General features: G+C 58.2%; 11 protein-coding genes. All 11 read left to right on the top strand.

Features of this window, described 5'->3' with window-relative positions; genetic code table 11:
• Positions 1 to 7 precede the first annotated feature (7 nt).
• From rsmH to NIZ92_RS03985, 11 genes are read left to right on the top strand one after another with little or no spacing between them, the layout of a single operon-like run.
• On the top strand, positions 8 to 1,078 hold the full coding sequence (rsmH, locus tag NIZ92_RS03935) for a 16S rRNA (cytosine(1402)-N(4))-methyltransferase RsmH (protein ID WP_115634210.1): 1,071 nt from the start codon (positions 8 to 10) through the stop codon (positions 1,076 to 1,078).
• Positions 1,075 to 1,377, top strand: coding sequence for a cell division protein FtsL (ftsL, locus tag NIZ92_RS03940; protein ID WP_009455049.1), 303 nt, complete (start codon positions 1,075 to 1,077; stop codon positions 1,375 to 1,377). The genes rsmH and ftsL overlap by 4 nt, the downstream gene beginning before the upstream one ends.
• Complete coding sequence (locus NIZ92_RS03945) at positions 1,374 to 3,113, top strand: penicillin-binding protein 2 (protein ID WP_035271088.1); 1,740 nt, start codon at positions 1,374 to 1,376, stop codon at positions 3,111 to 3,113. The genes ftsL and NIZ92_RS03945 overlap by 4 nt, the downstream gene beginning before the upstream one ends.
• Positions 3,110 to 5,887: a bifunctional UDP-N-acetylmuramoyl-L-alanyl-D-glutamate--2,6-diaminopimelate ligase MurE/UDP-N-acetylmuramoyl-tripeptide--D-alanyl-D-alanine ligase MurF gene (gene murF / locus NIZ92_RS03950; protein ID WP_137431400.1), complete on the top strand. Its 2,778-nt coding sequence runs from the start codon at positions 3,110 to 3,112 to the stop codon at positions 5,885 to 5,887. The genes NIZ92_RS03945 and murF overlap by 4 nt, the downstream gene beginning before the upstream one ends.
• Complete coding sequence (gene mraY, locus NIZ92_RS03955; RefSeq protein WP_035271084.1) at positions 5,877 to 7,049, top strand: phospho-N-acetylmuramoyl-pentapeptide-transferase; 1,173 nt, start codon at positions 5,877 to 5,879, stop codon at positions 7,047 to 7,049. The genes murF and mraY overlap by 11 nt, the downstream gene beginning before the upstream one ends.
• Positions 7,046 to 8,575: a UDP-N-acetylmuramoyl-L-alanine--D-glutamate ligase gene (murD, locus tag NIZ92_RS03960; protein ID WP_254002732.1), complete on the top strand. Its 1,530-nt coding sequence runs from the start codon at positions 7,046 to 7,048 to the stop codon at positions 8,573 to 8,575. The genes mraY and murD overlap by 4 nt, the downstream gene beginning before the upstream one ends.
• The gene (gene ftsW / locus NIZ92_RS03965) at positions 8,572 to 9,765 is read left to right on the top strand and encodes a putative lipid II flippase FtsW (RefSeq protein ID WP_022983452.1); all 1,194 of its coding nucleotides are present in this window, start codon (positions 8,572 to 8,574) and stop codon (positions 9,763 to 9,765) included. Before murD ends, ftsW begins: the two co-directional genes overlap by 4 nt.
• Positions 9,762 to 10,835: an undecaprenyldiphospho-muramoylpentapeptide beta-N-acetylglucosaminyltransferase gene (murG, locus tag NIZ92_RS03970; RefSeq protein ID WP_035271078.1), complete on the top strand. Its 1,074-nt coding sequence runs from the start codon at positions 9,762 to 9,764 to the stop codon at positions 10,833 to 10,835. The genes ftsW and murG overlap by 4 nt, the downstream gene beginning before the upstream one ends.
• A complete protein-coding gene (murC, locus tag NIZ92_RS03975) occupies positions 10,832 to 12,238 on the top strand; it encodes a UDP-N-acetylmuramate--L-alanine ligase (protein WP_239055172.1) in 1,407 nt (468 codons plus the stop codon). The genes murG and murC overlap by 4 nt, the downstream gene beginning before the upstream one ends.
• On the top strand, positions 12,235 to 13,185 hold the full coding sequence (locus NIZ92_RS03980; protein ID WP_254002733.1) for a D-alanine--D-alanine ligase: 951 nt from the start codon (positions 12,235 to 12,237) through the stop codon (positions 13,183 to 13,185). The genes murC and NIZ92_RS03980 overlap by 4 nt, the downstream gene beginning before the upstream one ends.
• 17 nt (positions 13,186 to 13,202) lie before the next feature.
• Complete coding sequence (locus NIZ92_RS03985) at positions 13,203 to 13,994, top strand: cell division protein FtsQ/DivIB (protein ID WP_009455041.1); 792 nt, start codon at positions 13,203 to 13,205, stop codon at positions 13,992 to 13,994.
• Positions 13,995 to 14,000 lie beyond the last annotated feature (6 nt).

A 14,000-nucleotide genomic window follows, 5' to 3' on the forward strand; every position in this document is an offset into this window, starting at 1 on the left:
GTAAGTCATGACGCTGGTACATCGATCCGTGCTGCTGGAGCCTACGGTGGCGGCCCTCGTGGATCCGTCCTTTGAGGCCCGGCGCTGGGCGCAAAACCCCGAAATCCAGGGTTTGGTCGATGGTGTGTACGTCGATTGCACTTTTGGTCGTGGCGGTCACAGCCGTCTGTTGTTGTCGCACTTGAGTCCCCAGGGGCGCCTGATCGTGATCGACAAGGATCCGCAAGCGATCGCCGTGGCCCAGGAGCTGGCAGCACAAGATAGCCGTGTGACGGTTGTACATAGTGGTTTTGGTGATTTGGCCCAGGCTCTGGACGAGCTGGATGTGGGGCCATTGCAAGGCGTCATGATGGATTTGGGCATTTCCTCGCCACAAATCGACGACGCAGAACGAGGTTTCTCTTTTATGCGCGAAGGTCCGTTGGACATGCGCATGGATACCAGCGGTGGTTTGACCGCTGAACAGTGGCTGGCCGAGGTCAGCGTAGAAGTTTTAAAGGAGGTCATTGCAGAATATGGCGAAGAACGGTTTGCTTTCCAGATTGCAAAGGCGATTGTTGATCGCCGCCAATCCCGCCCGCTACATACAACGCGTGATCTCGCCGAGCTCGTCGCCGGTGTCGTCCGCACGCGCGAAAAGGGTCAACATCCGGCAACCAGGACCTTCCAGGCTATACGGATTTACCTCAATCGTGAGCTCGAAGAGCTCGCGTACGCGCTTCCGTCAATTCTGAGTCGATTGGCGACTCGGGGCAGGCTTGCGGTGATTGCATTTCATTCACTGGAGGACCGCATGGTCAAACAGTTCATGAACGCAGCTGCGCGTCCCGCGCAGGAACAGTCACGTCTACCTATCCTAGAAAAAGACTTGCCCCAGCCTCTGGTGCAGTCTTTGGGCAGAATCTTGCCCACCGATGAGGAGTCCAGCGACAACCCCCGAGCCCGCTCGGCGGTATTACGTGTGGTGCAACGCACCGACACCCCCATCCCCCAGGACTGGATGCGCAGCGCCAGCGAGCGTCTGCTGCAACAGGCCGCCTATAGCCGACAGCCCGCCGGCAAGCGAGGCCGCCGATGATGCGCCTGGTCATCACCCTCTCTTTGGTGTTGATGCTTTCGGCCATCTCTTTGGTGACGGCGCGCTATCAGGCGCGCGAGCTGTTTGTGCAAACCGATCGTCTGGTCACCAAAGCCGGTGAACTGGATACGGACTGGCGTCGTCTGCAACTGGAACGGGCCGAGCTGGCCCGTAACGCTCGCGTGGACGATATTGGTCGCAACGAATTGGGCCTGGTGTTGAGCTCTCCCGAGCGCACTCTCTATTTGCAAGGGGGTGAGCTGAGCTCGACCCAGGTGCAGTCCGGAGGGCGGCCATGAAACGATTCGGTTATCACGAAAATCCCGTCCTGAGCGTCCAGATTCCATTCTGGCGCTCGCGTTTGGTGCTGGTCCTCTTGTTTCTGGGTTTTGGCGCCCTGATCGTCAAGGCTTTGTATTTGCAGGGCCTGTCTACCGAATTTTTGCAGCAGCAAGGCGAGCGCCGTTACGAGCGCACCCAGGTGCTGCCGCCCATGCGTGGCAAGGTTTTTGATCGTACGGGTTCTGTGGTGCTGGCCTCCAGTGTGCCTGTCAAAGCCATCTGGGCTATTCCTGATGATGCTCGGAATGCCAAACCCGAGCAGATCGGTCAGTTGGCCAAGCTCCTTGGTATGGGGCAGTCCGATATCGAGCGTCGTCTGTCCGTTGAAGATCGTAACTTCGTCTACATCAAGCGTCAGGTGGATGTGGATGTGGCGGCTCAAATCGCTGAACTGAAAATCCCTGGTATCCACCAACAAGAAGAAATGCGTCGTTTCTATCCCGAAGGGGATGTCATGGCGCACATTGTGGGCTTTACGAATATTGAAGACCAGGGCATCGAGGGCATTGAGCTTGCCTTCAACTCCGCCTTGTCCGGCACGCCCGGTTCACGTCGCGTAATTCGTGACCGTCTGGGACGTGTGGTGGAGGACGTACGCGCCATCATCCCGCCTACCCACGGTCAGGATTTGCACTTGTCCATTGATGCCGGCTTGCAGTTCGACGCGTACACCGCCTTGAAAAAAGGCATGGAAGACGTCAAGGCCAATGCCGCTGCGGCCGTGGTGATGGACGTGAAAACCGGGGAGATTCTGGCCCTGGTGAACTTGCCTACCTACAACCCAAACGATCGGGACGATCGTAAGGGTCCAGCCCTGCGTAACCGTGCCTTGACCGACACCTTTGAGCCCGGTTCCATCATGAAGCCGTTTACCGTGGCTCTGGCGCTGGATATCAACCGCATCACCACCGCCACCCAGTTCAACACGGGCAATGGTCAGTACCGCTACCAAGGTAGCGTGATCAGTGACGTTAGTCGCAACAATGGCATGCTGGATGCTGCCGGTATTTTGCGTCGGTCCAGCAATATTGGCATGACCATGATTTCCGAGCGCCTGACTTCGCAGGAAATGTGGAACAAGTTTACCGAGCTGGGTTTTGGCCGTTCTCCGCAGGCCGATTTTCCCGGTATTGCCAGTGGGAGACTGCGCCCCTGGGAGCGTTGGCGTCCCATCGAGCGCGCCACCATGTCGTATGGCTATGGCCTGTCGGTTTCCCTGCTGCAAATTGCCCACGCCTACACGGCGTTTGCGCGTAATGGCGACATGGTTTCCATGACTTTGCTCAAGCGCGAAGGCAAGCCCGCCAGCGTTCAGGTTTACACCCCTAAAGTGGCCGCGGAAGTTCGCGCCATGCTGGAAGCCGCGGCGGGTCCCGCCGGTGCCCGTCTGGCTCAGGTGCAAGGCTATCGCGTCGCTGGCAAGAGCGGTACGGCCCGCAAGATTGTGGATGGTCGCTACAGCAAGTCCTTGTATCGCGGCTCTTTTGTCGGCTTCGCGCCTGTCTCCGACCCTCGCATTGTCGTGGCCGTCACGATCGACGAACCACATAGTTCCAATTATTACGGCGGGCGTATTGCCGCGCCGATTTTTTCAGAAATTGTGGCCCGGAGCTTGCGACGCCTAGGTGTCCAGCCTGATGCGCCCATAGATTCGCTGGTGGCCGTTGGCCCCGGTGCGGAGAATGTACGATGAACGCCGCAGCAATATTGGAGTGGCTGGCGCAGCATGTAGCGCCCACGGCTAATCTGTGTTTGGATTCCCGCCAGATCAAGGCGGGTGATGCGTTTTTCGCCTGCCGCGGCCATCAGGGTGATGGTCGTGAGTACGAAGTTCAGGCTGTGCAGCAAGGTGCAGTAGCGATTGTGCGCGAGCAGGGCGATCAGGCGGTTGATCCCGGTGTGCCTGTCTTGCAAGTTCCCAATCTGGGTGCCTTGCTGGGTGAAGTAGCTCACGAATGGTGGGGCCGTCCTTCCGAGGCCATGACTGTCGTGGCGGTGACCGGCACCAATGGCAAGACGTCCACCGTGCAGTGGGTGGCGTCGGCCTTGAATCATTCCCAAGTGCCTTGCGGCACGATCGGTACGCTGGGCGTGACCTTGCCCGATGGCTCCAATCTGGGTGGCGTTCTGACGACGCCGGACGTGCTGACCGTACACCGTAGCCTGGCTGCTATTCGCGCCCAAGGCGGCAATGCCGTGGCCCTGGAAGCCTCGTCCATTGGTCTGGAACAAGGCCGTCTGGATGGTGTCCGTATTGATATTGCCGGGTTCACCAATCTGACGCATGACCATCTGGACTATCACCACAGCATGGAAGAATACAAACAGGCCAAGCTGCGCCTGTTCAGTTGGCCTGGTCTGCGTAGCGCCGTCGTGAACGCTGACGATGAAACGGGCCGTGAATTGATGCAGGCCGGTCTGGCTGCCCGTGTGATTTCCTACTCCATGAGCCAGCCCGAGGTAGATTTGCTGGCTCAGGACGTGCATACCGGTGCCGATGGTCAGGTATTCAATCTGGTGACTGCTCACGGCACCGCCCAAATTCTGACTCACCTGCTGGGTGAGCATAACGTGGCCAACCTCTTGCTGGTGGCCGGTGTGCTGCAAGAAGTAGGCTGGCCCGTGTCCAAGATCGCTCGCATCATGGACAAGCTGGAGTCCGTGCCTGGCCGTTTGCAAATTGTGACGCCCAAGAGCACCGCAGGTCGTCAGCCCTTGCCTTTGGTCGTGGTGGATTACGCTCATACTGCCGATGCGCTGGAACGCGCCCTGCAAGCCTTGCGTGAAGTGGCCAGCGTACGTGGCGGCAAGCTGATTTGCGTATTTGGTTGCGGCGGTAACCGCGACACAGCCAAGCGCCCCATTATGGGTGAAGTGGCGGCCCGTCTGGCTGACAGCGTTCTGGTCACGACCGACAACCCGCGTTTTGAAGATCCTGCCGAAATCATTCGTCAGATCGTGGCTGGTATGCCTGAGGCGCCGGCCGTGCAGATGGATCGGGCTCGCGCCATCCTGTCTTCGATCTGGGCTGCCAGCCCTGAAGATATTGTTTTGCTGGCCGGTAAGGGCCACGAAACCTACCAGGAAGTGCAGGGCGAGCGCTCTGTGTTTGACGATTCCGACTGGGCCAAAGCCGCCTTGCTGTGGTTGCGTGGCGTGCGTTTGAGCACCGATTCCCGCAGCCTGAGCAAAGGTGATGTGTTCCTGGCCCTGAGCGGCGAGCAGTTCGATGGTCATCGCTATCTGGAAAAAGCGAAAGAGCAGGGTGCTGTGGCGGCCCTCGTGGCTCAGCGTGATGCCGAAGTCGAGTTGCCTCAGATTGTGTTGGGCGATACGCGTCGTGCGCTGATGACCTTGGCGACCGAGTGGCGCTCGCGCTTTGACATCCCTGTCATTGGCGTGACCGGCAGCAATGGCAAGACCACGACCAAGGAAATGATTGCCGCTATCTTGCGCGCCTGGTTGGGCGAAGCAGAAAGCCTGGCAACTCGCGGTAATTTGAACAACGATCTGGGCGTACCCCTGTCGATCCTGCGCTTGAGCTCCGAGCACAAGGCCGCCGTTCTGGAAATGGGCATGAACCACCCCGGCGAAATTGCCGTGCTGGCGTCCATGGCTCGCCCCACGATTGCCCTGATCAATAACGCACAGCGTGAGCACCAGGAGTTCATGCACAGTGTGGAAGCCGTGGCTCGTGAAAACGGTGCCGTGATTGACGCGCTGCCACAAGATGGTGCGCTGGTGATTCCTGATGATGATGCCTTCAGCGCCATGTGGGCTGAGCAGGCTGGTCAGCGTCCCGTATTGCGTTTTGGCCTGAGCGGTCAGGAAACGGTCTTTGCGGCCGATATGTTTGTCGAGCCAGCTCAAACCCGTTTTGTGTTGCATGTGGCAGGCCAGTCTGCTGCCCTGACCTTGAACAGCCCCGGTATCCACAACCTGCGCAATGCCTTGGCCGCTGCCGCTTGCGCTCATGCCGCCGGTGCGCCGTTGAGCGCGATTGTGCAGGGTCTGGAAAGCTTCCGTCCTGTCACGGGCCGTATGCAGCCCAAGCAGCTGTCTTCCGGTTACCAGTTGATTGACGACACCTACAACGCCAACCCGGATTCGGTACGTGCTGCCATTGATGTGCTGGCACAGCTGAAAGGCCGCAAGGTGCTGGTGCTGGGCAATATGGCCGAGATCGGTGATAACAGCTCCGAATTGCACGCTGAAGTGGGTGCCTACGCCAAAGAGCGTGGCATGGATGAATTGCTGACCTTGGGTGGCGATGCCAGCCATGCTGCCCAGGCTTTTGGTGCGCGCGCGCATCAATTCGAGACTTTGGAAGACATGGTGGCTTACCTGCTGGCGCTGGAGCCGTCTCATGTGTTGATCAAGGGTTCGCGCAGCGCTCGTATGGAGCGTGTGGTTGCCGCCCTGGAAAACCACTTCTCCCATAATGAAGGGGCCACTCATGCTTCTTGAACTGGCACGTTGGCTATCGGACGATCATATTCGCGCCTTTGGGGTGTTTGAGTACATCACCCTGCGTGCTATTTTGGCCAGCGCCACTGCGCTGGCAATTGGCTTGTTGGCAGGACCCTGGGTGATTCGCAAGCTGACCGAACTGAAGATTGGTCAGGCTGTCCGCGCTTACGGCCCGGAATCGCATTTGCAAAAGAACGGCACGCCCACCATGGGCGGTGTCCTGATCCTGATTTCTATCGGTATCAGTACCTTGTTGTGGGCAGACTGGACCAACCGTTTTGTGTGGGTTGTTCTGCTGGTGACTTTTGGTTTTGGCTGGATTGGTTGGGCAGACGACTACAAGAAAGTCGTCAATCGTGACCCCGAAGGCATGTCCTCGCGTCAGAAATTTTTCTGGCAAGCCTTGATCGGTATCGTTGCGGCCGTGTACCTGAGCTTTGCCGTTTCGGTGCCTGCCAATACTGAGCTGTGGCCTTTGTTCAAAGAGTGGGTCCTGAGCGGCTTCACCATGCCCCTGCCTACGCAGGCTGACCTGATCGTGCCGTTCTTCAAGTCCGTCAGCTACCCGCTGGGTGTGCTGGGCTTTGTGGTACTGACCTGGGCAGTGATTGTTGGCTCCAGCAACGCCGTCAACCTGACGGACGGCCTGGACGGTCTGGCCATCATGCCTACCGTGCTGGTGGGCGCTGCCCTAGGTATTTTTGCCTACGTGGTTGGCCGGGTCGACTACTCCAAATATCTCTTGTTCCCCTATATCCCCGGCGCGGGCGAGTTGATGGTGATCTGTGCAGCCATTGCCGGTGCGGGTCTGGCCTTTTTGTGGTTCAACGCCTATCCCGCCCAAGTGTTCATGGGGGATGTGGGTGCGCTGGCCCTGGGCGGTGCGCTGGGCACGATTGCGGTGATCGTTCGCCAGGAAATCGTGCTGTTCATTATGGGTGGCGTGTTTGTGGTGGAAACCTTGTCGGTGATGCTGCAGGTGACCTGGTTCAAGTACACCAAGAAACGCTACGGGCAGGGTAGACGAATGTTCCGTATGGCGCCGCTGCACCATCATTTTGAAGTTGGCGGCTGGAAAGAAACACAGGTGGTGGTTCGCTTCTGGATCATCACCATGATGCTGGTCATGGTCGGTCTGTCTACATTGAAATTGCGATGAATGCGTTGAGTTTTCCTTCGATCCGTAAAGACGGTCTCATGCTTATCCTTGGGTTAGGCGAGACAGGCTTTGCTGCGGCTCGCTGGTCTTTGGCCCAGGGGGCCAGCATTCGTTTGGCGGATACACGCGAGAATGTGCTGGGTCTGGACAAGCTTCAGGCCCTGAGCAGTTCGGCTCTGGATACGCGTCTGGGGCAAAATGCCCTGCAGGCCGATAGCCTGAACGACGTGCATACCCTGGTGATCAGCCCCGGCTTGTCGCCCCTGGATCCTGCTCTGGCCGCCTTTTTAAGCCAGGCACGAGATCGTGGAATCGAAGTCATTGGCGAGATCGAGCTATTTGCCCGTGCCTTGAAAGATCTGGCTGATCAAGGCCATGAAAGCCGTGTGGTGGCCATTACCGGCACCAATGGCAAGACTACCGTCACGGCCATGACGCGCCACTTGCTGGAGCAGGCAGGTGTTTCTGCACTGGCCGTGGGCAATATCAGCCCTGCTGCGCTGACCGCCCTGTGCGACGCTCTGGAAAACAATGCCTTGCCGCAGGTCTGGGTGCTGGAGTTGTCCAGCTTCCAGCTGGATAGCACTTTTAGCTTGCAGGCGGATGCTGGCGTTGTACTGAATATCTCCCAGGACCATCTGGACTGGCATGGCGGCATGGACGCTTACGTCGAGTCCAAGCAGCGCATGTACAGCATGTGTGATGTGGCCTTGGTCAATCGTGATGATCCAGCCGTTATGGCCATGATTCCCGATGCCAGTCAGGAGTCGGTGCGCAGCTTCGGTTTGGACCAGCCCGCTTTGCTGGGCGATATGGGCTTGCTGACGGATGGCGGCATGCAGTGGTTGGTGACCAATGAGCCTACCGATTTTGAGCTGCCGGCCACAGGCCTGAAAAAACGTAATGCACCGGCTGAGCCTGCCGTGCGCGGTAAAGGTGGCTTGAAACGCCTGATGCCGGTTGAGGCTTTGCAGATCAAGGGGCGTCACAACGCCTTGAATGCCCAAACAGCCTTGTTGCTGGCTCGTTGTCTTGGTCTGGGTTGGGCTGAGTTGCTCAATGGTCTGCGCACCTATCAAGGGGAGCCGCACCGTGTCGAACTGGTGCGTGTGATGGACGGTGTTCAATATCTGGATGACAGCAAAGGTACTAATGTCGGCGCGACTGTTGCCGCCTTGCGCGGGTTTGATCAGCGTGTCTGGCTGATTGCCGGTGGTTTGGGCAAAGGCCAGGATTTTGAGCCGCTGGCCGTTGCGGCTGCCTCGAATGTGGCCGAAGTGTTTTTGATTGGGCAGGACGCCAAGCTGATTGCCTCTGTTCTGGACGCTCATGATGTCCGTTATCGTTTCTGCGAGGGTCTGGAAGCTGCTGTGCAAGCTGCTGCCGAGCAGGCGCGTTCGGGCGATGTGGTCTTGCTGTCTCCGGCCTGCGCCAGCATGGATATGTTCAAAAGCTATCACCATCGCGGCATGTGTTTTGTCGCCGCCGTGACCGAGATGGCACTGGATAGAGGAGAGCCGGCATGAGTCTGTTTGCTGAGCTGACCTCGGGTGTCAATGCCGTACGTCCCGGACGCACGGCATTGCCTGCGTTTGATCGCCCCTTGCTGGCCGCCACACTGATGCTGACCCTGTTTGGTTTGCTGATGGTGTATTCGGCCTCGATCGCTTTGGCAGACGGACCGCGCTATGAAAGCTACGGTCGTTACTACTTTGTAATTCGCCACGCCTTGTTCATTGTGGTGGGTGTGGTGCTGGCCATGTTTACCGCAACCGTGCCGCTGCGTGTGTGGCAGAAGTTGGCCGTGCCTCTGTTTGCTCTGGCTATTTTCTTGCTGCTGGTGGTGCTGGTTCCCGGCATTGGCCGTGAAGTAAACGGTGCACGTCGCTGGTTGCCTTTGGGCATCATCAACTTCCAGCCTTCGGAGCTGATGAAAGTAGCCATGGTTCTGTATGCCGCTGATTACACCGTGCGCAAGCAGCAGCATCTGCATACCTTTATTCGGGGTTTCCTGCCTATGGCGGTGGCCCTGGGTCTGGTTGGTGTGTTGCTGTTGATGGAGCCTGACTTGGGCGCCTTCATGGTCATTGTGGCCATTGCGGTGGGCATTTTGTTCATTGGCGGAATTAACGGCAAGTTGTTCTCTGCCTTGCTGGGCATTATGGTCAGCAGCTTCCTTTTGCTGATCTGGCTCTCGCCCTGGCGTCGTGAACGTTTGTTCGTGTATCTGGACCCCTGGAATCCTGACAATGCTTATGGCAGTGCCTATCAGTTGTCGCACTCGCTGATTGCTTTGGGCCGAGGCGAATGGTTTGGCGTGGGTCTGGGTTCCAGCGTGGAAAAACTGCATTACCTGCCTGAAGCCCACACCGACTTCATCGTCGCGGTAATTGGTGAAGAGCTGGGCTTTGTTGGCGTGGCCGCCCTGATCCTGACCTTTGGCTTTGTCGTATGGCGCAGCTTCAATATTGGTCGTCAGGCCTGCGCCATGGATCGCTTGTTCAGCGGTGTCGTCGCTCAAGGTGTGGCGCTGTGGTTCGGCGTGCAGGCTTTTATCAATATTGGTGTGGTGCTGGGTTTGTTGCCTACCAAGGGTCTGACCTTGCCTTTGGTCAGTTACGGTGGTTCGGGCATTGTGATGAATCTGGTGGCTTTTGCCTTGTTGCTGCGGGTGGATTTTGAGAATCGGCAAATGATGCGAGGTAAGCGCACATGAGCACTCCAACCATCCTGATCATGGCAGGCGGTACAGGTGGGCACATCATGCCCGGGCTGGCCGTGGCTGAAGCCATGCAGCAACGCGGCTGGCAAGTGTTGTGGCTGGGTCATCCCGAGCGCATGGAAGGTAGCTTGGTCCCACAGCATGGGATTAAAATGCTGCCTCTGCGATTTTCCGGACTACGAGGCAAAGGCGTGAAGGCATTGCTCTCTTTACCCTTTACTTTGATCCGTGCCTGCTGGCAGGCTCATCGCTGCCTGCAGGAAGCCAAGCCGGATGTGGTACTGGGTATGGGCGGCTACGTGGCTTTCCCCGGTGGCCTGATGTCTTTTGTGTCGCGCCGCCCGCTGGTAGTGCACGAGCAAAATGCGGTGGCCGGTACGGCGAATCGCTACCTGGCCAAAATGGCGACCAGTGTGTTGACCGGCTTCCCCGGTGCCTTGCCTGGTGCAGTAACTGTGGGCAACCCGGTGCGCGATGCCTTCGTAGGCCAAGGTCCGGCTGCCGAGCGTTATGCCAAACGCAGCGGACCGCTACGCATTCTGGTGGTGGGCGGCAGCCTGGGGGCCGCCGCGCTGAACAAAGTGGTGCCTGAGGCCATGGCGCTGATCCCTGCCGAGCAGCGTCCGCATGTAACCCATCAGTCCGGCCAGCAGCATCTGGAAAGCTTGCAGCAAAGCTACGCAGACAATCAGGTGCAGGCCGACTGCAAGGCCTTTATTGGCGATATGGCGCAGGCCATGAAAGAGGCCGATGTGCTGATTTGTCGCGCCGGTGCCATGACGGTAGCTGAAGTGGCTGCAATCGGCGTAGCGGCTCTGTTCGTGCCTCTGCCACACGCGATTGACGATCACCAGACAGCCAACGCCCGCTACCTGAGCGAATGCTCGGGTGCGTGGCTCAAGAAACAATCGGAGTTGACGGCTCAGTGGCTTGCGCAGTGGTTGCAAGGACTGAACCGTGAAGAGTTAAGTCGTGTGGCCAGCCACGCGCAAGAACATGCACAGTTGAATGCCACGCAGCAGATTGCCGAAGCATGTCAGCAGGCGGCAAGGAGGGTGGGATGAAACACCGCATTCAACATATTCATTTTGTAGGGATTGGCGGCTCGGGCATGAGCGGCATTGCCGAAGTCATGCTGAACCTGGGCTTTGCCATCAGTGGCTCGGATATTCAGGAAACGGCGGTGACTCGTCGCCTGGAGCAGCTGGGTGCTCGTATCGTGATCGGTCATAAAGCCGAAAACGTCGCTGGCATGGGCGCGATCGTCACCTCCACCGCCATTGCGGGTGACAACCCCGAAGTGCTGGCCGCGCGTGCCGCCCGCATTCCGGTGGTGCCACGTGCCCTGATGCTGGCCGAGCTGATGCGCTTGAAGCGCGGCATTGCCGTGGCTGGTACGCACGGCAAGACCACCACCACCAGCCTGGTAGCGAGCCTGCTGGGCGCGGCTGATCTGGACCCCACCTTTGTGATCGGTGGTCGCCTGAATTCGGCCGGTGCCAATGCCCGCTTGGGGCAGGGCGATTACATCGTGGTGGAAGCGGATGAGTCTGATGCTTCTTTCCTGAACCTGTTGCCGGTGATGGCCATCATCACCAATATCGACGTCGACCATATGGACACCTATGGTCATGACGTTGCCCGACTGAAAAGCGCCTTTATCGACTTCACGCACCGCCTGCCGTTTTACGGTAGCGCCATCGTGTGCAACGACGATGCGAATGTGCGCGAAATCATTCCTTTTGTATCGCGTCCTGTCACGACTTACGGCATTGATACCGATGCCCAGGTCCGCGCGATCAACATCGAAAGCCGTGGCACTACCATGTGTTTTGATGTGCAGCGCAAAGGGGCCACAGGCGATCTTCCCCTGCTGTCCGTGTGCCTGAATCTGCCCGGAAAGCACAATGTACTCAATGCCTTGGCTGCCATTGCGGTTGCCACTGAGCTGGGTGTCAGTGATGAGGTCATTGCCCGTGGCCTGAAAGAGTTCACCGGCGTGGGGCGCCGCTTCTCCATGGTGGGTGACTTCCCGGTTTCCCAGGAGCAAGGTGGTGGCACGTTTACCGTTGTTGACGATTATGGTCACCATCCTGTCGAAATGGCTGCTACCTTGGCGGCCGCACGTGGTGCTTGGCCTGATCGCCGCATCGTGCTGGCATTCCAGCCACACCGCTACACACGCACCCGTGATTGCTTTGAAGATTTCGTGCAGGTACTTAGCCAGGCCGATGCGGTCCTCCTTGGAGAGGTCTATCCCGCCGGTGAGGCTCCCCTTGTGGCCGCCGATGGCCGAGCCTTGAGTCGCGCAGTGCGTGTGCTCGGCAAGGTCGAACCCATTTTCGTGGCCGAAATCAGCGATATGGCACAAGCCGTTCTGGACTTTGTCCGTGACGGCGATGTGGTGTTGGTAATGGGTGCAGGGTCCATCAGCCGGATCCCTGCTCAATTGGGAGAAATGGCATGACAGCGGATTTTGGTCGGGTCGGCGTGTTGTACGGCGGCAAGTCCGCCGAACGTGAAGTGTCCTTGATGTCTGGCGCAGGCGTGCATGAAGCGCTGTGCAGCATGGGCGTGGATGCGCATTTGTTCGATATGGGCGAGAAAGGACTGACCGAACTGGCTCAGGCCGGTTTTGACCGCGTGTTTATTGCTTTGCATGGTCGTTACGGCGAAGACGGCACCTTGCAGGGTGCTTTGGAGTGGATGGGCATTCCTTACACCGGCAGCGGTGTGATGGCCTCCGGCCTGGCCATGGACAAGATCATGACCAAGCACATCTGGCAGCACCTGGGTTTGCCCACTCCCGGTTTTGCGCAACTGGATCATGTCAGCCAGGTTGCCGCTGCGGTTGAACGTCTGGGTGTGCCCCTGATCATGAAGCCGCCCCATGAAGGTTCCACCGTGGGGGTGGTGCGTGTGGATCGCCCCGAGGAGGCTGTTGCCGCCTTTGAAACCGCCATGCATTACGACACGGTCGTGCTGGCTGAGCAATTCGTTCGTGGTCGCGAATTGACTGTACCCATCATCGGCGTGGGGGCCCAGGCACGTGCCTTGCCCGTGATCGATATTGTGGCCCCACAAGGCAATTACGACTTTGAACACAAGTATTACTCGGACGAAACCCAGTACTTCTGTCCTGCAGATCTGTCGCCTGAGTTGACGGCACATATCCAGGATCTGTCCGTCCGTGCGTTCAATGCACTGGGCTGCGAAGGCTGGGGCCGTGCCGATTTCATGCTGGACGAGCAAAACCGCCCCTGGCTGCTGGAGATGAATACCTCTCCGGGCATGACCAGCCACTCTTTGGTGCCCATGGCAGCCAAAGCAGAGGGCACCAGCTACGCCCAGTTGTGCGTGAATATTTTGGCAACGGCGCGCTGCAAGGTGCAGGCCATTGCTCGCAGCCTATAGAACGGGGAGCCTGACTCATGTTTTCCGATGCACGTCTGACCAACCTGATCGCCAATACGCTGGCTTTGCTAGCGGTATCGGCATTGGTGATCAGTGTTGTGGTTTGGGCTGTGCGTCGTCCGTACTTCAATATCGAACGCATTCAGATCGAGTCCTCGCAAGGCGAACGTCTGGCCTATGTGACTCCTGAAGGGGTGAAAGCCACGATTGCCGGTCGCCTGCAAGGCAACTTCTTCACAGTAGATCTGGACAAGTCCCGCGCTCTGATTGAAACGGCTCCTTGGGTACGTCGCGCGCAGATCCGCCGCGTTTGGCCCAATAGCTTGTCGGTACGGATTGAAGAACAGCAGCCGCTGGCCTATTGGAACGAAGACGAAATGATCAACACCTGGGGTGAATCATTTTCGGCCAATAAAGCCGTGGTGCCTGATGACGTGGATTTACCCCAGCTAAGCGGTCCTCCGAATTCGGAGCGTCTGGTGGTGCAACGGTATGCCGAGCTGGCACGCTGGTTTGGGCCGCTGGATGTACAGGTCAGTGAAGTGACGCTGAGCCCGCGCTACGCCTGGGATGTGGTGTTGTCCAACGGCATGCAGCTAAGCCTGGGGCGTGACCCGGCTGCTGATATTGCCGACCCGCACGGTCGTAAAGGTGCATTGCCCTTTGCAGTACGTGTTGAACGATTTGTGCAGGCTTGGCCTGCCTTGATGCAACGGCTTGGCGACCGTGCTTTGCAAAGTGCCGACTTACGTTACCCGAATGGCTTTGCGATAACGCTGGCTCCGGTTTCATCTACCCCTGTGAAGTAAAGAACA

It is taken from the genome of Alcaligenes sp. 1735tsa3 (assembly GCF_024134565.1).
GTDB lineage: Bacteria > Pseudomonadota > Gammaproteobacteria > Burkholderiales > Burkholderiaceae_B > Alcaligenes > Alcaligenes phenolicus.

What these genes read in the sequence shown, in the direction of transcription:
- NIZ92_RS03980 (WP_254002733.1), top strand. Translation starts at nt 12,235, where the DNA reads ATGACAGCGGATTTTGGTCGGGTCGGCGTGTTGTACGGCGGCAAGTCC.
- mraY (WP_035271084.1), top strand. Translation starts at nt 5,877, where the DNA reads ATGCTTCTTGAACTGGCACGTTGGCTATCGGACGATCATATTCGCGCC.
- NIZ92_RS03945 (WP_035271088.1), top strand. Translation starts at nt 1,374, where the DNA reads ATGAAACGATTCGGTTATCACGAAAATCCCGTCCTGAGCGTCCAGATT.
- NIZ92_RS03985 (WP_009455041.1), top strand. Translation starts at nt 13,203, where the DNA reads ATGTTTTCCGATGCACGTCTGACCAACCTGATCGCCAATACGCTGGCT.
- ftsW (WP_022983452.1), top strand. Translation starts at nt 8,572, where the DNA reads ATGAGTCTGTTTGCTGAGCTGACCTCGGGTGTCAATGCCGTACGTCCC.
- rsmH (WP_115634210.1), top strand. Translation starts at nt 8, where the DNA reads ATGACGCTGGTACATCGATCCGTGCTGCTGGAGCCTACGGTGGCGGCC.
- ftsL (WP_009455049.1), top strand. Translation starts at nt 1,075, where the DNA reads ATGATGCGCCTGGTCATCACCCTCTCTTTGGTGTTGATGCTTTCGGCC.
- murG (WP_035271078.1), top strand. Translation starts at nt 9,762, where the DNA reads ATGAGCACTCCAACCATCCTGATCATGGCAGGCGGTACAGGTGGGCAC.
- murC (WP_239055172.1), top strand. Translation starts at nt 10,832, where the DNA reads ATGAAACACCGCATTCAACATATTCATTTTGTAGGGATTGGCGGCTCG.
- murF (WP_137431400.1), top strand. Translation starts at nt 3,110, where the DNA reads ATGAACGCCGCAGCAATATTGGAGTGGCTGGCGCAGCATGTAGCGCCC.
- murD (WP_254002732.1), top strand. Translation starts at nt 7,046, where the DNA reads ATGAATGCGTTGAGTTTTCCTTCGATCCGTAAAGACGGTCTCATGCTT.